Here is a 22,062-nt window from a genome sequence, read left to right on the forward strand (position 1 = left end):
ACCGGCACCGGGGGGAGCCACCCATGAACCGTCCGCTGCGGCACATAGCCGTCTTCTGCGGAATCCTCACGCTCGCGCTGCTGCTGCGGGCGACATGGGTGCAGTTCGCGGAGAACGACAAGCTCGCCAACCACGAGAAGAACCGCCGCGTGCAGATCGAGGCGTTCTCCCACCCCCGCGGCGACATCATCGTCGGCGGCAAGTCCATCACCGGTTCCAAGAAGACGTCCGGCACCGACTTCGCGTACAAGCGGACCTTCAAGGAGGGTCCGATGTACGCGCCGGTGACGGGCTACTTCTCGCAGGCGCAGGGCGGCACCTTCCTGGAGGGCGTCCACAACGGCATCCTCAGCGGCAACGACGACCGGCTCTTCATCAAGCGCACCCTCGACATGCTGACCGGCAAGAAGCAGCAGGGCGGCGACGTCGTCACAACCATCGACCCCGAGGCGCAGAAGGCGGCCTACGAAGGTCTGGTGAGTCTGAACGCGAAGGGCGCGGTGGTCGCCCTCGACCCGCGCACCGGCAAGATCCTCGCGATGGCGAGCACCCCTTCGTACGACCCGTCGGTGTTCGCGGGCATCTCCACCGAGGAGGGCAAGAAGTTCAAGGAGCTCGAAAAGCGCGCGGACAAACCGCTGAGCAACCGCGCGCTGCGCGAGATCTACCCGCCGGGCTCCACCTTCAAGATCCTCACCGCGGCCGCCGCCCTCGAACACGGCGTGGTGACGGACATCGACGAGCGGACCGACGCCGAGACCCCGTACAAGCTCCCCCTCAGCTCCACCCGCATCGGCAACGACGTGCCCGACGCCAACTGCGACAAGGTGTCGCTGAAGACCGGCATGCAGTGGTCCTGCAACAACGTGTTCCTCGATGTCGCGCTCAAGGTCGGCAAGGACAGGATGCGGGAGACGGCGGAGAAGTTCGGGTTCAACGAAGAGCAGTTCATTCCCGTGCGCGCGGTCGCCAGCAGCTATCCGGAGCGGCTCGACAAGCCGCAGACCGCGCTGACCGGCATGGGCCAGGGCAGCCTGACCAGCACCCCGCTGCAGATGGCGATGGTCACGGCGGGTCTCGCCAACGACGGCGAGGTCATGAAGCCCTATCTGGTCGAGGAGTTGCGCGGCCCCGACCTCTCGGCGATCGAGAAGGCCTCGCCCGACCCGCTGAGCCGGGCGGTCTCCGAGAAGACCGCGAAGACGGTGCAGGAGATGATGGAGAACACCGTCGAGAACGGCACCGCGAACAAGGCGCGGATCGACGGCGTCACGGTCGGCGGCAAGACCGGTACGGCGCAGCACGGCGCGGACGTCAACGACGAGCGCCCGTACGCATGGTTCGTCTCGTACGCCAAGAACAGCGAGGGCGAGTCCCCCGTCGCCGTCGCCGTGTTCGTCGACCCGTCCAACATGGACATCCCGCGTTCGGAGATCGCCGGCGGCAAGCTGGGGGCGCCGATCGCGAAGGCGGTCATGGAGGCGGTCCTGGACCGCTGAGGCAGTTGTCGGGGGCCTTCCGGGGGTTACACCTCCCAGGGCAGCGGCCCGCTGTGCAGGACGTCGAGGCGGGAGACCGCGCGGGTCAGGACGACGTACAGCCGGTGCAGGCCGCGCGGTTCGGCCCCCGCGATCTCAGCGGGCTCGACGGCGACGACATGGTCGTACTCCAGTCCCTTGGCGAGCGAGGCGGGCAGCACGGTCACCCGCGCGCCCAGCTCGTCGGGGCCCGCGCTCCCGATGCCCGCCGCGCCCAGGGCGGCCCGCACCCGCTCGACGCGCCGGTCGGCGGCGATGACGCCGATGGACCCCTCCCGTCCGAGCGCGTCCCGCACCGCCCCGACGACACCGGCCTCCACCTCCGCCGCGTCCGCCGCCTTCCGCACCCGCAGCTCTCCGTCGGCGCGCAGCGACCGGGCGGGCGGCACGTCCACGTCGAGCCGTGCGAGCAGCTGGTTGGCGAGTCCGACGACGGCGCGCGGCACCCGGAATCCGGTGGTCAGCGGCGTCACCGCGGCATCCGGCTTGCCCAGGTGGGCGAGGAGCTCGGCCCAACTGCGGGGCGCCCACGGGGTGGTGGCCTGGGCGAGGTCGCCGAGGACGGTCAGCGAGCCGAAACCGGCGCGGCGCGCGATGGCCCGGCACTCCATGGGCGACAGGTCCTGCGCCTCGTCGACGACGATGTGCCCGTACCCGGCGGGCCGTTCGAGCAGCCCCTCGATCTCATCCATCAGGACGAGATCGGCGGCGCTCCACTTCGCGGACTTGGCGGGCTTGGCAGTCTTGGCGGTCTTGGCGGTCTTGTGCGAGCGCGGGGGCCCGGTCCACAGGATCGCCCGCTGCTCCGCGCCGTCGAGGACTCCGTCGGCCGCGGCGGCGAGCGCGTCGGGGTCCCCGAGGAGACCGGCGAGCACCTCGTCGGCGCGCACCCTGGGCCAGGCGCCGTCCACGAAGGCGCTGACGGGCCTGCACCGGCCGATCCGCTGCACCCAGGTGTTGCTCCGGGGTCCTGCCCGGCGCTCGGCCTGCTCCTGAACGGCGCGGACGACCCGGCTCCGCACGCGTTCGCGCCCCACGGCGTACGGCGGCTCCTCGCCCCGCACGTCCTCGATGATCCGCTCCAGCTCGCCGAGCCCCACCCGCCAGCGGTACGAGCCGTCCGGCACCGCCAGGGGCTCGGCGGGCGGCGCGACGCGGGAGTACAGCGCGCGGCGCAGCACCTCGGCCATCCGGGCGTCGTGCTTGACGAGGGCGGCGGCCGGGTCGTCGTGGGCGCGCACGGGGTGCCGCGCGACCTCGTCCTGGACGGTGGACTGCCGTACGCCGGTCTCGCCGAGGGAGGGCAGCACCTCGGCGATGTAGCGCAGGAAGGTGCGGTTGGGTCCGAGGATGAGGAGTCCGGAGCGCTGGACGCGCTGCGGGTGGGTGTAGAGCAGGTAGGCGGCGCGGTGCAGGCCGACGGCGGTCTTTCCCGTGCCGGGGGCTCCCTGCACGCAGACGGATGCGGCGAGGTCGCCGCGTACGAGGTCGTCCTGTTCGGGCTGGATGGTGGCGGCGATGTCACGCATGGGTCCGACGCGGGGCCGCTCGATCTCCCCGGCGAGGATGCGGCTCTCTTCCCCGCTCCCGGCCTCCCCCTCCCCCAGGTGCTCGTCCTCCATGCCGGTGAGGTCGGCGGAGTCGCCCTTGCTGCCGGGGGCCCAGCCGAACCTGCGGCGGACGGCGACGCCCTGCGGGTCCTGCACTCCGGCCTGGTAGAAGGCGCGGGAGACGGGGGCGCGCCAGTCGACGACGAGGGGCGGGGCGGAGGGGTGCTCGGTGATGCGGAGCCGCCCTATGTAGTAGCGCTGCCCCCGGTGGTCACCGGCGGCGTCCCCTTCCGGCCCGGCGCCGCCGAAGTCGAGGCGCCCGAAGAAGAGGGGTGCCTCGGGGAGCTCCCGCATGGCTTTGGCGTGGCTGCGGAACTGGTAGCCGAGCACTTCGGCGTCGGCCCCGGACGCGGAGACGTCGGCCCCTCCGGCCACCTGTTCCTCGGCGCCTTCGACCATGGCGGCGAGGGCGGCGCGGCAGGCGTCGTGGTAGCTGCGTTCCTGGACGAGGGCATCGGAAGGGGAAGGCATGCCCACCAGAGTAACCAAAAATGTAACCGAGTTAAATTTCTAACCGCATCTCAATCCGGCTAGACTGCCCCCATGCCCAGCGACAGCACGACGACCGGCACCCCAGGCCTGCGCGAGCGCAAGAAGCAGCGCAGGTACGAGGCGATCTCCGAGACGGCGATCGCCCTCTTCCTGGAGCGCGGCTTCGAGCAGGTCTCCGTCGCGGAGGTCGCGGAGGCGGCGGAGGTCTCCAAGCCGACGCTGTTCCGCTACTTCGCCTCGAAGGAGGACCTCGTCCTGCACCGCTTCGCCGACCACGAGGACGAGGCGGCCCGCGTGGTCACCGCCCGCGGCGACACCCCGGCGCTCGACGCCCTCCACCGCCACTTCCTCGCCGGCCTGGAACGCCACGACCCGGTCACCGGCCTCTGCGACGCCCCCGCCGTCCTCGCCTTCCACCGCCTCCTCTACGGCACCCCCTCCCTGGTGGCCCGCCTCCACGGCTACCAGAACCGCTCCGAACAGGCCCTCGCCACCGCCCTCCGCACCGCCCACGGCGGCACCCCCCTGGAGTCCCGCCTCGCCGCCGGCCAGATCATCACCGTCCAGCGGATCCTCGCCGAGGAGAACTGGCGCCGCATCGCGGCGGGCGAGCCGGCGGCCGCCGTCCACCCGGCCGCGGTCACCGCCACGAACAGCGCGTTCGAACAGCTGCGCACGGGGGTCACGCGTTACGCGTGAGCGCCGGGCAGCGGTGAGGCGAGCCGCCACAGCGTGTCGAAGAGGTCCTGCCGCTGCGCGACCTTCTCGCGGCCCGCGGCTCCCGACTCGGCGCGCCAGTGGGTCAGGACGGCCTGATAGCCCTTGAGATCCAGGATCTGCCGCTCCGGAGGCACGGGCGCCGACTCCTGCACCACCTTGTCGTAGATGCCGTCGAACAGTTCGTCGCCGTTGATCAGGCAGAACTTCAGCAGCGGCGTGATGCACAGGACGCGGAACTGCACGTCCATCTCGGCCCGGCGCGACTCCCGCAGGCTGCGGGCGGCGACCCCGAACTCCCGCACGTTCCAGCGGACCTTGTCCAGCTGGTACGCGCGGTACGCCGGGTCGTCCACGGCCTTGCCCTCCGCGTCCAGCGTCCCGGGGATCGCCATCGGCACAGTGAAGTCCGGCACGAGGATGCGGACCCGCACCTCGCGCCGCGCGCCCTCCTCCAGGGCTTCCAGGCTGCGGCTGACCGGGGACTGGACGGTCTCTCCCGTGTAGCCGATCGCGTCTATGCGGATCCGCCTGGCCCTTCTGTTCGCCAGCACCCGCTCGATGTGCTCGCGCAGGTCGGACGTGCGTATCTCGGACCCGGACTCGGGGAGCATCCTGCGGTTCAGCTCGCGCACCTCGGCGTAGAGCACGTAGCCCACCAGGCTGAGGATCGCGCCGCCCAGGTAGGTCTTGCCCTCCAGGGCGTCCCCCACCGGCTGCACGAACTGGGCGACCAGGCCGAGGAGGAAGACGCCGAGCAGCAGCGCCTTGGTCACGGCGCTCTCGGCCTCCGCCCACCGTTCCCCGAACCGCTCACGCCCCGCACGAAGACCCCTCGCGGCCACCACGTCCCCCTCGCGTCACGGGAATTGAACGGTGCTCTACAGGAGAAGCCCATGGTGCCCGTGCGCGGGCCGGTCAGGAAGAGCACGGCCGAGCGGTCCCGCGTACCACTCGCGCAGCGCCTGCTCGGCCACGGTCGCGTCGGGGACTTCGGCCAGCTGCAGAGGCTCGGCCGCTCGCCGCAGCGCCCGGCAGACCCGCGTGGCCGCGGCCGCGAAGTCGGCGGCCTCCGGCTGCTCCGGCAGCTCGGTCAGGTCGAGGGCGGCCCGCATGATGTCGGGGAAGACGGACTGGGCGTACTCGAAGTCCAGGTAGACGGGGAGGTCGGCGGCCATGCCCGCCGTCATGTCGGCGTGGGCCGCGCGCCGCATCGCGTCGGCCCACAGCTCCTGCATCCGGATCTGCTCGTCCTTGTCGTACTCCATGCGCACGAGATGGGTGGCGAGGTCGTGCAGCGGGTCGCCGTACATGGCCAGTTCCCAGTCGATGACCGCGAGTTGCTTGCGGTCGACGACGACGTTGGCGCGGTGGACGTCGGTGTGCAGCAGGCAGAACGGGCGTGAGGTCAGGCTCGGGCGGTCCGGGTCGTCGCGGAAGGCCGCCATGGCGTCGGGGCGGACGCCCACGGCCGTGAAGAGAGCTTCGAACCGCCTGCGGTTGGGTCCGTAGACCCGGTCCTCGGTGAAGCCGATCAGCCAGTGGAGGAACTCCTGGCTCTGCCCGGACTCCGGCCAGCCGGGCGGCCTCGGCGGCAGCTCCTCGTCCGGCACGGTCGCCGTCCGGGCGAAGAACTCGGCGAAGGAACGCATCATCGGCTCCCCGATGGGCCCCTCCGGCTGCACTTCGGAGAGGGCGCGCCCGGCCCGGTAGGAGTGCAGCGACCAGTCGCCGAAGTCCCGGAGGCAGCGCGGTACCTCCTTGAGGTGCCGGCTCACCACGGTGAGAAGCTCCGGCTCACTCGGCCAGATGCGCGGCACCACCTCCACGGTGTCGCGCGGCATCCGGCACTTGACCCGGGCCCGGAAGGGCATCGTGCGCAGCAGCAGGGCGAGGCGCCAGCCGAGCGGCACCACGTAGTTGATGTTGTGGTGACCGGCCACGACCTGGCGGTCCGGGTGTTCCCGGTGCGCGTCGGCGAGGCGTCGGATCCACGACTCGCGGCGACCGCTCTTCGGCGCCTCATGGGGAGGGTGAGGCGGAGGTGACGGCATGAGCGCAGAGGGTAGCCCCTGCACGGAACCGTTCCTGCCAGTTGCCACATAGTGGACATCGGCGTGGCGTCCGTTTGCGAGCCCGCCGCTTTACTGCGCCTTCGTGCCACCCATGCCGTAGACGACTTTGGAGAGCAGTTCGAGGGATCCGACCAGGTGTTCCGCGCCGGCCCCGCGCAGCAGCCCCGCCTTGCGTTCGTTGCGTGCGAAGCCGAGGAAGCGCACGCCCGCCCGCAGTGCCGCCACGTAGTCCGACGGCGCGTCGCCGATCATGAGGGTGGCGGCCGGGTCCGCCCCCATCGCGCTCAGGGCGCGGTTCACGCAGTGCGGATCGGGCTTGAGCAGCCGGAGGTCCTGGGTGCGGCCGTAGATGTGGGGGGCGAAGCAGCCGAGGAGCCCGCGCGTTTCGAGGTAACTCTCCACCGCCCCCGGGGCGTTGTTCGTCGTGACGGCCAGCCGGGCACCGACCGACGACCAGGTCCGGATCAGCCTGTCGGCATACGCGGTGGGCCAGGCGGACGCCACGGCGCTCAGCTCCTGCCGGGTCAGCCACTCCTCCAGCTCGTCGACCAGGTCGCTCCTGGGGTGCCGCCGGTCCACGGCACGCAGGACGACGTAGGGATCGGCCAGTTTCCGCTCCTCGTCGGTGAGGAGCCCGTGCAGCCCCCGCCCCTCCAGCCACCGGACCAGGTCCTTCGCCACCCGCTCGGCCGAGTGGCCGGCGAAGAGGCGGCAGATGGGCCCGTCGAAGTCGAAGAGCACGAAGCGGACAGGGCCGGTCAGGATGCGGAGCATGTCGGTCTCTTCATCGACCGTCTCGGACCAGGTCGCGTCAGGTTGCGTCGAGTCAGGAGTCACCTAAGAGAGTGTCAGGTCCGACGTGATGGTTGCCCAGAGTGCGTCGAACCACTTCTGCGACTCTTCGACGAACATCGCGTCACGCGAGGCCGGCATGGCGTTCTCGAAGGAGAAGACGGGCGCCTTGACACCCCCGACGTCGTAGAGGTCCACCACCTCGCTCCCGCCGCCGTCGACCGCGTCCAGCTCCAGCGACTGCTGGTGGGGCGAGTAGAAGGCGAACAGCGCCTCGGCGCCGTTCAGCAGATAGATCTTGACCGGTGGGGTGAAGGGCAGCGCGCGGAACGTCACCCGGACGTCGATGCCGTGCGAGGAGCGCAGGGCGCGGAGGTTGTGGCGCAGCACCTGGCCCTGGGCGTTGCGCTGGGCGAGCCAGCGCCGGTGCAGCCGCTGCCGGTTCTCCGCGTCGGTGTCTATGGGTACCGGGAAGGCCAGCTCGATGTCGCTGCTCGGCAGCAGGATGCGTACGTCGATCGACTTCGGCCGGATGCGGCCCTCGTGGATGAGGCGGAGCGGCTCGCCGAGAGCGACCATCAGGGTCTCGGCGGTGTAGGAGACGACGTCCACCCGGACGCGGGGCCGCGCGAACGCTTCCGCGAGGCGCGGCGCCAACGCGACCATCGACGGCTGGGGTTCCCTGCTCGCGGGGGCCGGGCCCGCGTCCGCCACTCTCGGGGGGCTTCCCTTGCTGACGTTGGACAGCAGGCCCTCGCCCTGGAGCAGTTTCATCGCCTGGCGCACGGTGCCGCGTTCGACGCCGAACTCGCCGGCCAGTTCGGCCTGGGTCGGCAGGCGTTCTCCCGCTTTGAGTTCGCCCGCCCGGATGCGGTCGCGGAGGGTGTCGGCGATGTCCTGGGGTGTGAGTCTTCTGCTGCCGTTCACTGCAACGTTCTCCTGGGTCACGACCAGACGATACAACTGACCGCCATCTCTGGGGAGTTGTAGGGGAGTTGATGAGAAGTTGTTTATGGACTTACGCCAAGTGGGGACAACCTAAGCAGAGTTGGTTGCCAACTCGCCCAAGATGGCAGAAGGAGGAACCACCATGCCAGCCATTGCCCTCCTCGCAGCCGTGGTCGCCGTCACCGTCGAGCAGCTCGTGCAGTGGAAGTACGGCCCGATGGGCATCGTCGGCCTCCTCCTGCTCACCATCGGCGTCAAGGCCCGGAACCCCACGTGCAGCTCCATCGGCGCCGTCGTCCTCGCCCTCCTGGTGACGGGTCCGGCGAGCTAGGGCGCCGCCAGGTGCAGGTCCTGACTGATCGTGTTCCACAGGGCGTTGAACCAGAGATGGGACTGCTCCACGAACGTCGTGTCCCGCAGGCCGTCCCCCTCCTTGAACGGGAAGAGCATGGACTGCGTGCCCTGCGCGTCGTACATCTCCAGGGACTCCTGGCCGATCTCCTCGTCCCGCTTGGCGAGCGTGTAGTAGGCGAAGAGCGCCTCCGAGCCGTTGATCAGGTACAGCTTCACCGGCGGCGTGAACGGCAGCGCGCGGAACTGCACCGACACGTCGATGCCGTGCGAGGACCGCAGCGCCAGGAGGTTGTGGCGCAGCACCTGCCCCTGCGCGTTGCGCTGGTCGAGCCAGCGCCGGTGGACCTGGTTGCCCTCGTGGTCGCTGCCGTCGACCGGGGCGGGGAAGGCGAGGTCGATGTCGCGGCTCGGCAGCAGCACCCGGACGTCGACCTTGGCCGGTTTCAGCTGTCCGGCGTGGATCTGCCGCAGCGGCTCGCCGATGGCCATGGTGAGCGAGATGGACGTGAGACAGAGCGCGTCTATCTCCACGTGCGGCACGTCGAAGGCGGCCGCGATGCGCGGGGCCAGGCCGACCATCGTGGGCTGCGGGCGCGTCTCGCCCGGTCCGGCCGGGGCGCGCTCGGAGGCCTCCGCGACCGTGGCGGGGCTCCCCTTGGACACGTTGGACAGCAGATGCTCACGGTGCAGGACGCGCAGCGCCTCCCGCACCGCACCGCGCTCCACGCCGAACTCGTCGGCCAGCTCGGCCTGGGTCGGCATGCGCTGTCCCGGCCGCAGCGCCCCGGACCTGATCCGGTCGCGCAGCACGTCGGCGACCTCGCGGTGGGACCGCTGCGATCGCTTGCGCCCATTGACGGAGGCAGGTTCGGTGCTCACAACCAAACAGTACAACTTCGCGCCATCTTAGGGGAGTTGCAGGAAAGGTGGTTATGAGTCGACTCCCAGCGGAGATAAGTCAGTTGAAGTTGGTAGCCAACTTCGGCGACATGGTCAGACCCTCCCGGGGTTGGCCACCAGCTCAGCGGGGTTCGCCGCCCCGATCCCGAAGGAGGGAACGTCATGCCGCTCATCGCCCTCGTCGTCGCCGCCCTCGCCATCGGTTTCGAGCAGCTCATCCAGTGGAAGTACGGGCCGCTCGGCATCGTCGCCTTCGTCCTGCTGACCATCGGCATCAAGGCGAAGAACGTGAAGCTCAGCGGCGTCGGGGCCGGACTCCTCGTCCTGCTCCTCGCCCAGTCGGGCTGAAGGACAGGCTCTGAGGCGCCGCACAGACCCGGCAGGCCGGGCTCCCATCCGGAGGGGAGCCGGGAGTCCGGTCAGCCGTCAAGGGCTGAGCCCCGGTCCACCGCTACGGACGGGCCGGGGCTCAGACATGCCCGCGACATGAGCGCACCTCACGACAGCAAGTCGTCGACCTGCGCCTCCCCCACCCGGTACCGCCGCGCGATCTCCGCGCTGCACTCGTCCGTCGTCCGCTGCAGCCGCTGTCGGCGCCGGGACACCTGCTGTTCGTACCGCACGAGGCGGCCCATGGCCGTGTGCAGTTCGTCGTCCGTGCGCGCCGCCAGGTCGGAGAGCTCGACCTCCGCGAGCATCTCCGTGGCCAGGAGGCGGTACTCCTCGCCGTGCGGCGTGCCGAGCGTGACGTGCCGGGCGGAGGAGCGGTGGCGGGCCGGGGCGTCCCTGAGGATCTCCGCGAGCCGGTCCATGACCGTCGCCTCCGGCTCGGGCGCCTGCGCGTGCGGCTCCCCGCGGCGCGCGATCTCCGCCCGCAGGATGTCGATGCGCCCCTGGAGGAGCCGCCGCACATAGCTGAGGTCGGCCTCGTCCCGCTGGGCCGCCCTGCGCAGTTCGCGGAGCTCCGGCAGGCACAGCCCGCCGAGGTCGCGCCCGGCCCCTTCGGTCAGCAGCCGGCCGCCGGTGCGCTGCGTGGGCGGCCGCGGAACCTCCGTACGCCGCAGGGAGATGCGGCCGGGCGACTGCCCGGTACTTGGTGTGCTCATCTGCCTCTACCCGTCCCCTCGACCGGTCGACGCGGTGCACCGCGTGTGAGCATCGTGCCACCCCGAGTGGCCGCTATGTGAGCGAGTGCCCGGAATCGGCCCCAGATGGGGGGATCGGGGGTCCGTCCCGGGCGCCCCGCCCGGCACGGCATGATGGCCGTATGCGAGCAGTGGTGCAGCGGGTCGACGGCGCGAGCGTCGTCGTGGCGGGCGAGAACGGCCCCGAGACGGTGGGCGAGATCAGCGGCGAGGGCCTCTGCGTCCTGGTGGGCGTCACGCACGACGACACCGAGGAGAAGGCGGACCGGCTCGCCCGGAAGCTCTGGTCGCTGCGCATCCTGTCCGACGAGCGGTCGTGCAGCGACACCGGCGCCCCGCTCCTGGTCATCAGCCAGTTCACGCTCTACGGAGACGCGCGTAAGGGCCGCCGCCCCACGTGGAACGCGGCGGCCCCCGGCGACGTGGCCGAGCCCCTCGTCGACGAGGTGGTGTCGCGGCTGCGCGCCCTGGGGGCGACGGTGGCGACGGGCCGCTTCGGCGCGCAGATGCGGGTGGGCCTGACGAACGACGGCCCGTTCACGGTGCTCCTGGAGATGTGACCTGGGGGCGCGCCACGCGCCCCCACGGCCCCTACGGCTCGACCACGGCCTCCTGCGCGGCGGCCGTGTCACCGGCGACCAGCCCCGCGTCGAGCGGCACATTGCGCTTGATGAGGCCCAGTGCGATCGGCCCGAGCTCGTGATGGCGCACGGCCGTGGTGACGAACCCCAGCTTGCGGCCCTCGGCGCCCTCGCTCGCGAGATGCAGCGGCGTCCCCGCCGCCGGCAGGTGCACCTCGCTGCCGTCCAGGTGCAGGAAGACGAGGCGGCGCGGCGGCTTGCCCAGGTTCTGGACGCGGGCGACCGTCTCCTGGCCGCGGTAGCAGCCCTTCTGCAGGTGTACCGCGGAGCCGATCCAGCCCAGCTCGTGCGGGATGGTGCGGTGGTCCGTCTCGAAGCCGAGGCGCGGCCTGTGGGCCTCCACCCGCAGCGCTTCGTACGCGAGGAGGCCGGCCGCGGGGCCGTGGGCGGCGGCGAACGTCTCCAGGTCCGCGCGCGGCACGAACAGGTCGCGGCCGTACGCGGTCTCGCGGACGACGGCGCCCTCGGGGACCGGGGCGATGGAGCCGGCGGGCAGGTGGACGACGGCGAACTCGTCGGTGCGGTCGGCGACTTCGACGCGGTAGAAGAACTTCATGCTCTCCAGGTACGCGATGAGCGCGTCCTGCGTGCCCGGCTCGACGTGCGCCCAGGTGGTCTCGCCGTCGTCGACGAGGGAGAGGTGGTGCTCGATGTGGCCGTTGGCGGAGAGGATCAGCGCTTCGGTGGCCCGGCCCGCGGGCAGCTCGCTGACGTGCTGGGTGATCAGCAGGTGCAGCCAGGCCAGCCGGTCGGAGCCGGTCACGGAGACCACCCCGCGGTGCGAGAGGTCGACGAAACCGGTGCCGTCGGCGAGGGCGCGCTGCTCACGGAACAGTTCGCCGTAGTGGGCGGCGACGCCTTCGTCCACGCCCTCGGCGGGGACGGCGCCGGGCAGGGACAACAGGGGGCTCTTCATGTTCACAAAGAGTACGACCCGCTGGTGACGGTTTTTATTTCTGGTCGGGCGCCGGCTTCCGGCACTTCTCGCACTGGCCGAAGATCGCGAAGTGCTTCAGGTCGGTGTCGAAGCCGAAGGTGTCCCGCAGCTTGGCGGTGAACTCCGCCGCGATCCCGGTGTCGGCCTCGATGACGTCCGTGCAGTCCCGGCAGACGAGGTGGATGTGGTGGTGCCGGTCCGCCAGGTGGTACGTCGGCGCGCCGTGCCCGAGGTGGGCGTGGCTGACCAGGCCCAGCTCCTCCAGGAGCTCCAGGGTGCGGTAGACCGTGGAAATGTTGACCCCCGACGCCGTCTTGCGCACTTCGCAGAGGATGTCGTCGGGGGTCGCGTGTTCGAGGGTGTCGACGGCTTCGAGGACAAGCTGACGCTGCGGCGTCAGCCGGTAGCCGCGCTGACGCAGGTCGCTCTTCCAGTCGGAGTCGGTACTCGTCACACCAGAAGTCTAGGTCTACTTGAAGAAAGCGATGCCGTCGTCCGGCAGATCACCGAGGTTGCGCGCCATGTCGGCGACCTCTTCGGGGGTGACGACCTTCTTCAGCTGGGCCGACATGTAGGGCCGCAGCGGCACCTCGGGGGTCTGCTTCTCGCCGACCCACATCAGGTCGCCCTTCACGTAGCCGTAGAGGCGCTTGCCACCGGTGTAGGGGCCGGAGGCCGCGGTGCGCGCGACGGCGTCGGTGGCCAGGTCGATCTGCGGCTTCTTGTCGGCCAGCTCGCCGTACCAGACCTCGACGACACCGTCGTCGCGGACCATGACGACCTCGACCTTGCGGTCCTTGTCGATGCGCCAGAACCCGGACTCGGTCTCCAGGGGCTTGACCTTGTTGCCCTCGGAGTCGAGCACCCAGGTGTACGAGTGGTACTCGATGAAGTCCCGGCCGTCGTGCGTGAAGGAGACCTCCTGGCCGAAATTCGCCTTCTCGGCGCCGGGGAAGTCGGTGACGCCCGCGCCGGCCCAGTTGCCGAGGAGGAAGGCGAGGGGGACGAGGTCGGGGTTCAGGTCGGACGGAATCTCGATCATGGGAAGCTCAGGCGATCTGTGGAGGTGGGGGTGAGGGGCGGGGAGGTCAGCGCTGGCCCTGGTACAGCTTCTTCACGGTCAGGCCCATGAAGGCGAGAACGCCGACGCAGACGAGAACCAGCAGGGCGGAGAAGAAGGCCTCAAGCACGGGGTGCTCCTCGGTGAGCGGGTTGGGGCAGGTATCAGAGCCGGTCCCACTGTAGTCGGGCGGCGCCCGTCCCTCTCTGTGAGGTCCCTCGCGACGTACGCTGGGTGTATGTACGCGCGAAGGCGCCGTCTGTACTTCGCCATGATGGGGACCTGTGTCGGTCTGTTCGTCCTGGCCTGGGGTGTCGTGCGGCTCTGGTCGATTCCCGTGGCCGTCGGGATGTGCGTCGTGGCGATGGTGATTCCGCCGCTGGCCGCGATGACGGCGAACCGGCGCGGGCCGGATGAGCGATGGGGGTCCCCCCTGGACGGAGCTTGTCGAAGTCCTTGGGGGAGGGACGACCCGAGCGGGGATTCGAAGTCCGACGAGTGGTGGGACGAGCTGGACGGCAGACGCAGGCATTGAGCCGGCGGAGGCAGCCGAAGGGCCGCACCCCGTTCCAGTGGCGTCCAACCCCCTGGGGTGCGGCCCTTCAGCCGTTCTCGGCGCGGTGTGCGGACCGCGCGGTGTGATGCAGACCGCGATCAGACCGCGATCGCGACCTCCGCGAGACCGCCCGTCCGGGCGACGACCGTACGGTCCGCCGTGCCGCCGGGGATCAGCGCCCGGACGGTCCACGTGCCCTCGGCGGCGTAGAAGCGGAACTGTCCGGTGGCCGAGGTGGGGACCTCGGCGGTGAACTCGCCGGTCGAGTCGAGCAGGCGCACGTAACCGGTGACGGGCTCGCCGTCGCGGGTCACCTGGCCCTGGATCGTCGTCTCACCGGGCTTGATCGTCGAAGCGTCGGGGCCGCCGGCCTTTGCTCCACACATGGGTACTCCTGAGGGGGAAGAGAGGTCGGGAGGTCTTACTTGTTGGCGCCGAGCTCGATCGGCACGCCGACGAGCGAGCCGTACTCGGTCCAGGAGCCGTCGTAGTTCTTGACGTTGGTCTGGCCGAGCAGCTCGTGCAGGACGAACCAGGTCAGGGCCGAACGCTCACCGATGCGGCAGTAGGCGATCGTGTCCTTGGAGAGGTCGACCTGCTCGTCCTCGTAGAGGGCCTTGAGCTCGTCGTCGGACTTGAAGGTGCCGTCGTCGTTGGCGTTCTTCGACCACGGGATGTTGCGGGCGCTCGGCACGTGGCCGGGGCGCTGCGACTGCTCCTGCGGGAGGTGGGCCGGGGCGAGCAGCTTGCCGCTGAACTCGTCGGGCGAGCGCACGTCGACGAGGTTCTGCGAGCCGATGGCCTTGACGACGTCGTCGCGGAAGGCGCGGATCGAGGTGTCCTGGGGCTTGGCCTTGTATTCGGTGGCGGGACGGTTCGGGACCTCGGAGCCGTCGACCAGGTCGCGGGAGTCGAGCTCCCACTTCTTGCGGCCGCCGTCGAGGAGCTTCACGTCCTGGTGGCCATAGAGCTTGAAGTACCAGAAGGCGTACGACGCGAACCAGTTGTTGTTGCCGCCGTAGAGGACGACGGTGGAGTCGTTCGCGATGCCCTTCGCCGAGAGGAGCTTCTCGAAGCCCTCCTGGTCGATGAAGTCACGGCGGACCGGGTCCTGGAGGTCCTTGGTCCAGTCGATGCGGATCGCGTTCTTGATGTGGTTCTTGTCGTACGCGGAGGTGTCCTCGTCGACCTCGACGATGACGACCTTCGGGTCGTCGATGTGGGCCTCGACCCAGTCGGCGTCTACCAGGACGTCGCTGCGGCTCATGCTTTTCTCCTCCGGGGCAGTTGCGGCGGTGCGGCGGTGCTGCGAGGGGTGTGCGCGTACGACGACGGGCGCGCGGGGAGGCGCGGCGTACGGCACGGGGTGGCCCTGGCCGACAGCGTCGACGGGCCGGGAGAAACGGGAGTTGGAGTCCCGCTAGAAGGTGCGACAGAGCATGGCGGCGACGCGGCACAGGTCCACTGCCCGCCGCTTCGTGAGGTCCGCCTGTCGTTGCATGGGTCCGATCGTAGGGACGGAGGGGCTGCCGTGTCACCGGCACTCCGCATGCTGAGACACGATCGTCCACTATGCGGGAATCGTTGAAGCCCGCGGCCGCCCCGGTGGGGCCGCGGGCTCCGTGTCGGCCCTGTCACATCCGCCGGGCGGACGTCTGCGTCTCGTACTGTGGTCAGCCCGTCGGCGGACCGTGTCAGCCCGCCAGTCGCACCTGGGAACCGGTCACGGACATGTCCACGCCGTCCGGTGCCGCCTCGACCTTCTGCAGCTTGATGCCGGCCGGCAGGTCGTCGATCTTCTGCTCGAAGTCGGTGACGTCACGTGCCGTGCCCTCGGGGAGCGGGATGGAGACGCCGAGGACGTCGATGCTCTTCGGGATCTCGTCGGCGTGCACCTTGATGGTGTCGCCCTCGACGCGGGCCGAGCTGAGCACGTGGACGGGCTTCGGCAGCTTCGCGCCGCCCTTGCTGACCTCGACCTCGACCTTGATCTTGCCGTTGCCGCCGTCGGAGAGGCCGATCACCTTGCCGGTGGCGCCGAGCGGCAGCTCGACGGGCTCGGACCTGCTCGCCTTCAGGAGCTCGTCGTACGAGACGTGCGCGGTGCCCGTGGCGGTCGCGGCGGTCGCCGAGCTGTAGTCGCCGGAGAACTTCACGCCCTTCATGTGGGCGGTGAGGTCGGCGATCCGGATGGAGTCGGAACCGGACCTGGCGTCGTAGTTCTTGATGCCGACCTCGACGTCGTCGAGCTCCCCGCCGGCGACCTGGGTCAGGAAGGGGAAGCCCTTGATGGAGACGTCGGGCGTCTCGCTCAGGCCCTCGTTGGTGCGCATCTTCTCCGCCGCCTCGCCCTCGGCGAAGTTCACGGCGAGCCGGTCGGCGGCCACGAAGAGACCTCCGAGGACCACGACGACTATCAGAAGTATGCGTACGGCTCGCTTGCTCATGTCCGGTGTTCCCCCACTTGTCCCCCGCGTCGACTGTCGTTGCGGCGAGCCTAAAGGACAGGTCCCCGGCCGCAGAGCGCGGCCGGGGACCTGTCGAACAGCTGTGACGATCGGCGGGGCGGTCAGCCGATGGCACGCCCGAGGACGTAGACGGCCGGGGCGGCGGCCGCGAGTGGCAGCGCGACACCCGCCGTCATGTGCACGAAGCGGGACGGGTAGTCGTAGCTCGCGACCCGGTGTCCGATCAGCGCGCACACCCCGGCGCCGACGGCGAGCAGCGCGCCCTTGCCGCCGTAGTCGGTGGTACCGCCGAGGGCGATCCCGGCACCGGCGGCCGCGAGCAGGGCGACGACCACGGAGACGGGGGTGGGCAGCGGCAGCGCTCGGGCGAGGACCGCGACGGCGACGGCGATGCAGCCCACGGTCACGGCGTCGGAGGCGGCCGCGAGGTGCCCGGCCGCGACGATCGCGAGCGCGGCGGAGACGACGGTGGCCATCAGCCCGTACATCCGCTCGTCGGCACCGGCCCGGCTGCGCAGCTGCAGCACCAGCACGAGCAGCACCCACACGCCGAGGGTGCCGAGAATGGCGGCGGGCCCGTGCTCCTTGCCGACGCCGAGCAGCACGGCGTCCGCGACGACACCGCCGAGGAAGGCGAGCGCGATGCCCTGCCGCGCGGGCCACATGCCGTTGAGCCGGAACCATCCGGCGGCGGTCACGGCCTGCAGCAGGACCAGCGGCACGAGCAGCGCGTACTGCCCGACGGCGGCGCCCGCGGCGAGCAGCAGACCGAGCACGGCGGTCAGCGCGGCGGGCTGCATGCCCGGCTCGATGATCGGCGAGCGGCCCTCGGCCCTGGCCCGCTGGGCGTCGGTGACGCGGGGGTTGCCGGTGGTGGTGGCGGGGCCGTAGGAGGGGTCGCCGCCGGGGGCTGCGGCGGGCTCCTCGACACGTGCCGCGGCCGAGGGCGAGGACTGGGGCAGCGGCTGCCCGTACGAGGCGTTCGCGGCGTTCGCCGCAGCCGCGACGTTCGCGCCCTGGGCGGGCAGGTACGCCGTCTCCGTCACGTCCACGGCGGCCACCGGCGGCTGCACCTGGGTCTCCCAGGTCTGACCCTCCCACTGCTGGGTGTGCTGCTCGTGGCCGTACTGCTGCTGCGGATCGGCGTAGTACTGCTGGGGCTGCTGCGCGTACTGCTGCTGGGGGTCCGGGTAGTACTGCTGCTGCTGAGGGTCGGCGTAGTACTGCTGCTGCTGCTGCGGTTCCGCGTAGTACTGCTGCTGCTCCGGATACGGCTGGTGCTGCTGTTGTTCCGGGTACGGCTGCTGCGGGTGCTGCTGGTGCTGCTGCCCGGGGTGCTCGGGGTACTGCTGCGGATACGGCTCGTATCCCTCGTACCCCTCGTATCCCTGGTGCCCCGTGTACCTCTCGTTGGGCTGCTCGGACATGGCGCTCATCCTCCTGCGAACGGCGGGAGCACCTCGACCGTGCCGCCCTCGGCCAGCCGTACGGTCTCATGCCCGCGGGTCCCGACGGGGGCTCCGTCGACGAGGAAGGAGCAGCGCTGCAGGACCCGGACGAGTTCACCGGGATGCCGCTCGCGGGCCGCGTCCAGCGCGTCGGCGAGCGTCACCGCCGCGTACGGCTCCTCGGCGACGCCCGCGGCCGCCTTGGCAGCGGCCCAGTAACGAATGGTGCCGTTCACCATGCGGCTCCCCTTCCTTTCAGTCGGCGGTCGCCGATGTCTCCTCGGCGGTTGCCGACGTCCATGATGCCGTGGCCCAGGAGGCGATCCGTGCGACGAGCCCGTCCGTCGCCGCGTGCTCGGCGTGCCCCATGCCTTCTTCCAGCCACAGCTCGGCCCCGCCGGCGGCGGCCGCGGCGAGCATCCGCGGGTGGTCGAGCGGGAAGTACGGATCCCGGTCGCCGTGGACGACGAGCAGGGGCGTCGGGGCGATGAGGGGGACGGACTCGACCGGCGAAAGGGGGACGGGGTCCCACTCGTGCGGGTGGATTCTCGTCCGCAGCCCGAAGCGGCCGACGGCCCGCCCCGCGGGCCGGGTGACCACCCAGTGGAGCCGCCGCATCGGCGCCGTCCCCCGGTAGAACCAGCGGGCCGGAGCACTTACGGCGACCACCGCGTCGGTCCGCGCTTCCGTGCGCCCCCTGTGCGATGCGGCGTGCCGCAGGACGACCGAGCCGCCCATCGAGAAGCCGACGGTCACCACGTGCGCGTAGCCGAGGGACCGCGCCCACTCGACCGCGGCCGCCAGGTCGAGCACCTCGCGGTCGCCGACCGTGGAGTGCCCGCCGGAGCGGCCGTGCCCCCGGAAGGAGAAGGTGACGACGCCCGCACGCTGGGCGAACACGCCCGCGATCCGGCGCACGTGCGGGCGCGACAGATCGCCCGTGAAGCCGTGCGCGACGACGATCGCGAGCTCTCCCTCGGGGTCGGGCCCGGGGTCGTGGGCGGCCTCGATGGCCACGCCGTCCTGTGTACGCAGCGTTGCGTACCGCTGAACGCCACGCCGACCGCGCGTGATCGGAGGCACAGAAGATCGCGTGGTTTGACCTGCCGGACCGGAACTCATGTGGGCTATTCTGCTGGGCAGAGGATCCGGGCAACGCAGCCCCCGGGTCCTTTTGTGCTTTCGGAGCCCCGGGCGCGGGCCCCGAAGAAGCGCAGATTTGAGTACGAAGCAGTGCCGTAAACGCCCCCAAGCTCAAAGGAGCAGGGGGGACCCCCTCCGCAGGGACCGAGGAGGAACCGACGTTATGGGCGAGCGAAACGTGCACGACAGTCAGACGACCCGGGCAGGTGGTCGGCGGTGAGTTCTCTGCTGCTCCTGACCAATGCCCTCCAGCCGTCGACGGAGGTGCTCCCCGCTCTCGGCCTGCTCCTTCACAATGTGCGCGTCGCCCCGGCGGAGGGGCCCGCTCTCGTCGACACCCCCGGCGCCGACGTCATCCTCGTCGACGGGCGCCGCGACCTTCCGCAGGTGCGCAGCCTCTGCCAGCTCCTGCGCTCCACGGGACCCGGCTGTCCGCTGGTCCTCGTCGTGACGGAGGGCGGCCTCGCGGCCGTCACCGCGGACTGGGGCATCGACGACGTACTCCTCGACACGGCGGGCCCCGCCGAGGTCGAGGCCCGGCTGCGGCTCGCGATGGGCCGCCAGCAGATCACCTCCGACGACTCCCCCATGGAGATCCGCAACGGCGATCTCTCCGTGGACGAGGCGACGTACAGCGCGAAGCTGAAGGGCCGGGTCCTGGACCTGACCTTCAAGGAGTTCGAGCTGCTCAAGTATCTGGCGCAGCACCCGGGGCGGGTCTTCACGCGCGCCCAGCTGCTCCAGGAGGTGTGGGGCTACGACTACTTCGGCGGCACCCGGACGGTCGACGTGCACGTGCGGCGGCTGCGGGCGAAGCTCGGCGTCGAGCACGAGTCGCTGATCGGCACGGTCCGCAATGTCGGCTACCGCTTCGTCATCCCGGAGAAGGTCGAACGCGCGGCCGAGGCCGAGAAGGCGAAGTCCGCGAAGGCCGCTCCGAAGGAAGCTCCGAAGGAAGCTGCCGTACGCCCTGCCCAGCGGTAGTTCCATCCGCGTAGACTCCGCGCGTGGCCAAGGTGACTCGGGATGACGTGGCAAGACTTGCGGGTACTTCGACCGCGGTCGTCAGTTACGTCATCAACAACGGACCCAGGCCGGTCGCCCCGGCCACGCGCGAGCGGGTACTCGCCGCGATCAAGGAGCTGGGGTACCGGCCCGACAGGGTTGCCCAGGCCATGGCCTCGCGGCGCACCGACCTCATAGGCATGATCGTGCCGGACGCGCGGCAGCCCTTCTTCGCGGAGATGACGCACGCCGTCGAACAGGCCGCGTCCGAGCGCGGAAAGATGGTCCTCGTCGGCAACTCCGACTACGTGGAGGAGCGCGAGACCCACTACCTCCGCGCCTTCCTCGGCATGCGCGTTTCCGGCCTCATCCTCGTCAGCCACGGCCTGACCGACCAGGCCGCCGCCGAGATAGATGCGTGGGACGCCCGCGTGGTGCTCCTGCACGAGCGGCCCGAGGCCATCGACGACGTCGCGGTCGTCACGGACGACGTGGGCGGCGCGCAGCTCGCCACCCGGCATCTGCTCGAACACGGCCACGAGTTCGTCGCCTGCCTCGGCGGCATGGCGGAGACCCCGACCGTCGGCGACCCCGTCTCCGACCACGTCGAGGGCTGGCGGCGTGCGATGCGGGAGGCCGGGCGGTCGGTGGAGGGCCGGCTCTTCGAGGCGCCGTACAACCGTTACGACGCGTACCAGGTCGGCCTGCGGCTGCTCGCGGGCCCCGACCGGCCCACCGCGATCTTCTGCTCCACGGACGACCAGGCCATCGGCATCCTGCGGGCGGCGCGGGAGCTGCGCATCGACGTGCCGGGCGAGCTGGCCGTCGCCGGCTTCGACGACGTCAAGGAGGCGGGCCTCACGGATCCGCCGCTGACGACGGTGGCCTCGGACCGGCCCGCGATGGCGCGCGCCGCGGTGGACCTCGTTCTGGACGACGGTCTCCGGGTCGCGGGGTCGCGGCGGGAGCGGCTGAAGCTGTTTCCCTCGCGGCTGGTCGTGCGGCAGTCCTGCGGCTGCAAGTAGCCGCCTTCGCGAGACGGCCTCGCCCCGGTCCTTATAACGGGCATACGCACTTCTGCCGGGCTTCTCAGGACGTACTCAGGCAGCTCTCATCTGCGGCCGCCAATCTCGGTGTCATGACCGAGACCTTCCGCCACAGCGGCGAGTACCCCCAGCAGCAGTCGTCAGCGCCTGTGCACCACGGCGGTACGCGGGGCGCCTTTCCGCCTCCGCCCGCCCACGCGCCGGAAGCACCTCAGGGGCCCGCCCCGCGGCGCCGCCGCGCCAGGGGCCCCGCGGCCCTGCTCGCGGCCGTCGCGATCGCGGCGGCGGTGGTGGGCGGCGGCACCGCGTACGGCGTGCAGACGCTCACCGACAGGGACAGCGGCACGACCGCCACCAGCACCGACGTCGTACCGACGAGCAAGAAGGGCACCGTCGCCGGAGTCGCCGAGGCGGTCAGCCCCAGCATCGTCGAGATCAGCGCCACGACGGGGCAGGGCAAGTCGACCGGCTCCGGTGTGATCACCACGAGCGACGGCGAGATCATCACCAACAACCACGTCGTCGCGGGCGCCTCGTCGATCAAGGTGCGGACGAACGACGGCAAGACGTACGACGCCGAGGTCGTCGGCACCGACAGCAAGAAGGACCTGGCGCTCATCCAGCTGAAGGACGCCTCCGGACTCAAGCCGGCGACGCTCGGCAACTCCGAGAACGTCAAGGTCGGCGACGAGGTCGTCGCCATCGGCTCCCCCGAGGGCCTGACCGGCACCGTCACCAGCGGCATCGTCTCCGCCCTCGACCGCGACGTCACCGTCTCCACGGGCGACGGGCAGGAGCAGCCGCAGGACCCGCAGGGCGGCTGGCCCTTCGAGTTCGACGGGCGGCAGTTCAACGGCGACACCGGCTCGTCGAAGACCACGTACAAGGCGCTGCAGACCGACGCCTCGCTCAACCCCGGCAACTCCGGGGGCGCCCTCATCGACATGAACGGCAACATCATCGGCATCAACTCGGCGATGTACTCGCCCAGTTCGTCCGGCCAGGGCACGGGCCAGTCCGCGTCCGGCAGCGTCGGCCTCGGCTTCGCCATCCCCATCGACACGGTCAAGGCCGACCTCGGCAAGCTGCGCTCCGGCTCGAAGACGTGACGGCGGCCGCGCCGCGCCCCCGCGTGCGAGGCTGATACCGGCAAGAGCCGATACCGGCAATTGCGGCAGTACCGGCCC

General features: G+C 70.8%; 26 protein-coding genes. 9 read left to right on the forward strand and 17 right to left on the reverse strand.

The annotated features are described in order from the left end of the window. Positions 1-23: 23 nt before the first annotated feature. Positions 24-1,499, forward strand: coding sequence for a penicillin-binding protein 2 (locus tag AB0H82_RS18355; RefSeq protein WP_362993861.1), 1,476 nt, complete (start codon positions 24-26; stop codon positions 1,497-1,499). A gap of 26 nt (positions 1,500-1,525) precedes the next feature. Here AB0H82_RS18355 and AB0H82_RS18360 read toward each other — a convergent pair whose 3' ends face one another. After that, positions 1,526-3,619 carry an AAA family ATPase gene (locus AB0H82_RS18360; protein WP_362993863.1) on the reverse strand — a complete coding sequence of 698 codons (2,094 nt, stop codon included), beginning with the start codon at positions 3,617-3,619 and terminating at the stop codon, positions 1,526-1,528. A 72-nt stretch (positions 3,620-3,691) separates the two neighbouring features. Between AB0H82_RS18360 and AB0H82_RS18365 the strand changes: the two genes are divergently transcribed. Beyond that, a complete protein-coding gene (locus AB0H82_RS18365; protein ID WP_362993865.1) occupies positions 3,692-4,339 on the forward strand; it encodes a TetR family transcriptional regulator in 648 nt (215 codons plus the stop codon). Here the strand turns inward: AB0H82_RS18365 and AB0H82_RS18370 are convergent. From AB0H82_RS18370 to AB0H82_RS18385, 4 genes are all read right to left on the reverse strand, one after another. Then, positions 4,330-5,133, reverse strand: coding sequence for a hypothetical protein (locus AB0H82_RS18370; protein WP_362993867.1), 804 nt, complete (start codon positions 5,131-5,133; stop codon positions 4,330-4,332). The two genes, AB0H82_RS18365 and AB0H82_RS18370, sit on opposite strands and share 10 nt — an antisense overlap. Before the next feature lie 105 nt (positions 5,134-5,238). After that, complete coding sequence (locus AB0H82_RS18375; protein WP_362993869.1) at positions 5,239-6,411, reverse strand: aminoglycoside phosphotransferase family protein; 1,173 nt, start codon at positions 6,409-6,411, stop codon at positions 5,239-5,241. Between the two features lie 90 nt (positions 6,412-6,501). Beyond that, entirely contained in the window at positions 6,502-7,206 is a 705-nt protein-coding gene (locus tag AB0H82_RS18380) for an HAD family hydrolase (RefSeq protein WP_362993871.1), read from the reverse strand. A gap of 63 nt (positions 7,207-7,269) precedes the next feature. Next, positions 7,270-8,178, reverse strand: coding sequence for a winged helix-turn-helix domain-containing protein (locus tag AB0H82_RS18385; protein WP_362994023.1), 909 nt, complete (start codon positions 8,176-8,178; stop codon positions 7,270-7,272). Positions 8,179-8,314: 136 nt separating this feature from the next. On the opposite strand from AB0H82_RS18385, the gene AB0H82_RS18390 reads away from it, so the two are divergent. Next, positions 8,315-8,503: a hypothetical protein gene (locus AB0H82_RS18390; RefSeq protein WP_362993873.1), complete on the forward strand. Its 189-nt coding sequence runs from the start codon at positions 8,315-8,317 to the stop codon at positions 8,501-8,503. Here AB0H82_RS18390 and AB0H82_RS18395 read toward each other — a convergent pair. Beyond that, entirely contained in the window at positions 8,500-9,411 is a 912-nt protein-coding gene (locus AB0H82_RS18395; RefSeq protein ID WP_362993875.1) for a GntR family transcriptional regulator, read from the reverse strand. The two genes, AB0H82_RS18390 and AB0H82_RS18395, sit on opposite strands and share 4 nt — an antisense overlap. Positions 9,412-9,588: 177 nt before the next feature. Between AB0H82_RS18395 and AB0H82_RS18400 the strand changes: the two genes are divergently transcribed. Further along, positions 9,589-9,774, forward strand: a complete 186-nt coding sequence (locus AB0H82_RS18400; protein ID WP_362993877.1) for a hypothetical protein — start codon at positions 9,589-9,591, stop codon at positions 9,772-9,774. A 149-nt stretch (positions 9,775-9,923) separates the two neighbouring features. Here the strand turns inward: AB0H82_RS18400 and AB0H82_RS18405 are convergent, their stop codons facing one another. Further along, on the reverse strand, positions 9,924-10,532 hold the full coding sequence (locus AB0H82_RS18405) for an ABC transporter substrate-binding protein (protein ID WP_362993879.1): 609 nt from the start codon (positions 10,530-10,532) through the stop codon (positions 9,924-9,926). Positions 10,533-10,693: 161 nt separating this feature from the next. Between AB0H82_RS18405 and dtd the strand changes: the two genes are divergently transcribed. Beyond that, positions 10,694-11,131 (forward strand): D-aminoacyl-tRNA deacylase, encoded by a 438-nt coding sequence (gene dtd, locus AB0H82_RS18410; RefSeq protein WP_362993881.1) that lies wholly within the window; start codon positions 10,694-10,696, stop codon positions 11,129-11,131. Between the two features lie 31 nt (positions 11,132-11,162). Here the strand turns inward: dtd and AB0H82_RS18415 are convergent, their stop codons facing one another. Genes AB0H82_RS18415 through AB0H82_RS18425 form a run of 3 tightly spaced genes read right to left on the reverse strand, consistent with a single transcriptional unit; the run spans position 11,163 to position 13,191 of the window. Next, positions 11,163-12,128: a folate-binding protein gene (locus AB0H82_RS18415; protein WP_362993883.1), complete on the reverse strand. Its 966-nt coding sequence runs from the start codon at positions 12,126-12,128 to the stop codon at positions 11,163-11,165. A gap of 34 nt (positions 12,129-12,162) precedes the next feature. Continuing rightward, complete coding sequence (locus tag AB0H82_RS18420) at positions 12,163-12,603, reverse strand: transcriptional repressor (RefSeq protein WP_362993885.1); 441 nt, start codon at positions 12,601-12,603, stop codon at positions 12,163-12,165. Between the two features lie 15 nt (positions 12,604-12,618). Then, positions 12,619-13,191: an FABP family protein gene (locus AB0H82_RS18425; protein ID WP_362993887.1), complete on the reverse strand. Its 573-nt coding sequence runs from the start codon at positions 13,189-13,191 to the stop codon at positions 12,619-12,621. Positions 13,192-13,447: 256 nt separating this feature from the next. Here AB0H82_RS18425 and AB0H82_RS18430 point away from each other — a divergent pair, with 256 nt between their 5' ends. Continuing rightward, complete coding sequence (locus AB0H82_RS18430) at positions 13,448-13,744, forward strand: DUF3099 domain-containing protein (RefSeq protein WP_362993889.1); 297 nt, start codon at positions 13,448-13,450, stop codon at positions 13,742-13,744. A gap of 119 nt (positions 13,745-13,863) precedes the next feature. On the opposite strand, the gene AB0H82_RS18435 is transcribed toward AB0H82_RS18430, so the two are convergent. From AB0H82_RS18435 to AB0H82_RS18465, 7 genes are all read right to left on the reverse strand, one after another. Then, positions 13,864-14,151, reverse strand: coding sequence for a DUF1416 domain-containing protein (locus AB0H82_RS18435; protein WP_062773190.1), 288 nt, complete (start codon positions 14,149-14,151; stop codon positions 13,864-13,866). A 35-nt stretch (positions 14,152-14,186) separates the two neighbouring features. Then, positions 14,187-15,032 (reverse strand): sulfurtransferase, encoded by an 846-nt coding sequence (locus AB0H82_RS18440; protein WP_362993891.1) that lies wholly within the window; start codon positions 15,030-15,032, stop codon positions 14,187-14,189. A 153-nt stretch (positions 15,033-15,185) separates the two neighbouring features. Next, positions 15,186-15,266, reverse strand: coding sequence for a putative leader peptide (locus AB0H82_RS18445; RefSeq protein ID WP_351007875.1), 81 nt, complete (start codon positions 15,264-15,266; stop codon positions 15,186-15,188). 193 nt (positions 15,267-15,459) lie between these two features. Further along, complete coding sequence (locus AB0H82_RS18450; RefSeq protein WP_362993893.1) at positions 15,460-16,212, reverse strand: DUF2993 domain-containing protein; 753 nt, start codon at positions 16,210-16,212, stop codon at positions 15,460-15,462. 122 nt (positions 16,213-16,334) lie between these two features. After that, positions 16,335-17,660: a hypothetical protein gene (locus tag AB0H82_RS18455; RefSeq protein WP_362993895.1), complete on the reverse strand. Its 1,326-nt coding sequence runs from the start codon at positions 17,658-17,660 to the stop codon at positions 16,335-16,337. A 5-nt stretch (positions 17,661-17,665) separates the two neighbouring features. Continuing rightward, positions 17,666-17,920: a MoaD/ThiS family protein gene (locus AB0H82_RS18460; protein WP_362993897.1), complete on the reverse strand. Its 255-nt coding sequence runs from the start codon at positions 17,918-17,920 to the stop codon at positions 17,666-17,668. A gap of 16 nt (positions 17,921-17,936) precedes the next feature. After that, positions 17,937-18,803: an alpha/beta fold hydrolase gene (locus tag AB0H82_RS18465; RefSeq protein ID WP_362993899.1), complete on the reverse strand. Its 867-nt coding sequence runs from the start codon at positions 18,801-18,803 to the stop codon at positions 17,937-17,939. A gap of 237 nt (positions 18,804-19,040) precedes the next feature. Here AB0H82_RS18465 and AB0H82_RS18470 point away from each other — a divergent pair, with 237 nt between their 5' ends. The 3 genes from AB0H82_RS18470 to AB0H82_RS18480 all read left to right on the forward strand — a co-directional run bounded on the left by AB0H82_RS18470 (position 19,041) and on the right by AB0H82_RS18480 (position 21,984). Further along, positions 19,041-19,808: a response regulator transcription factor gene (locus tag AB0H82_RS18470; protein WP_362993901.1), complete on the forward strand. Its 768-nt coding sequence runs from the start codon at positions 19,041-19,043 to the stop codon at positions 19,806-19,808. Between the two features lie 23 nt (positions 19,809-19,831). Then, positions 19,832-20,854, forward strand: a complete 1,023-nt coding sequence (locus AB0H82_RS18475; RefSeq protein WP_362993903.1) for a LacI family DNA-binding transcriptional regulator — start codon at positions 19,832-19,834, stop codon at positions 20,852-20,854. Positions 20,855-20,967: 113 nt separating this feature from the next. After that, the gene (locus AB0H82_RS18480; RefSeq protein WP_362993905.1) at positions 20,968-21,984 is read left to right on the forward strand and encodes a trypsin-like peptidase domain-containing protein; all 1,017 of its coding nucleotides are present in this window, start codon (positions 20,968-20,970) and stop codon (positions 21,982-21,984) included. Positions 21,985-22,062: the final 78 nt, after the last annotated feature.

This window comes from Streptomyces sp. NPDC050732, assembly GCF_040654255.1.
Lineage (GTDB): Bacteria > Actinomycetota > Actinomycetes > Streptomycetales > Streptomycetaceae > Streptomyces.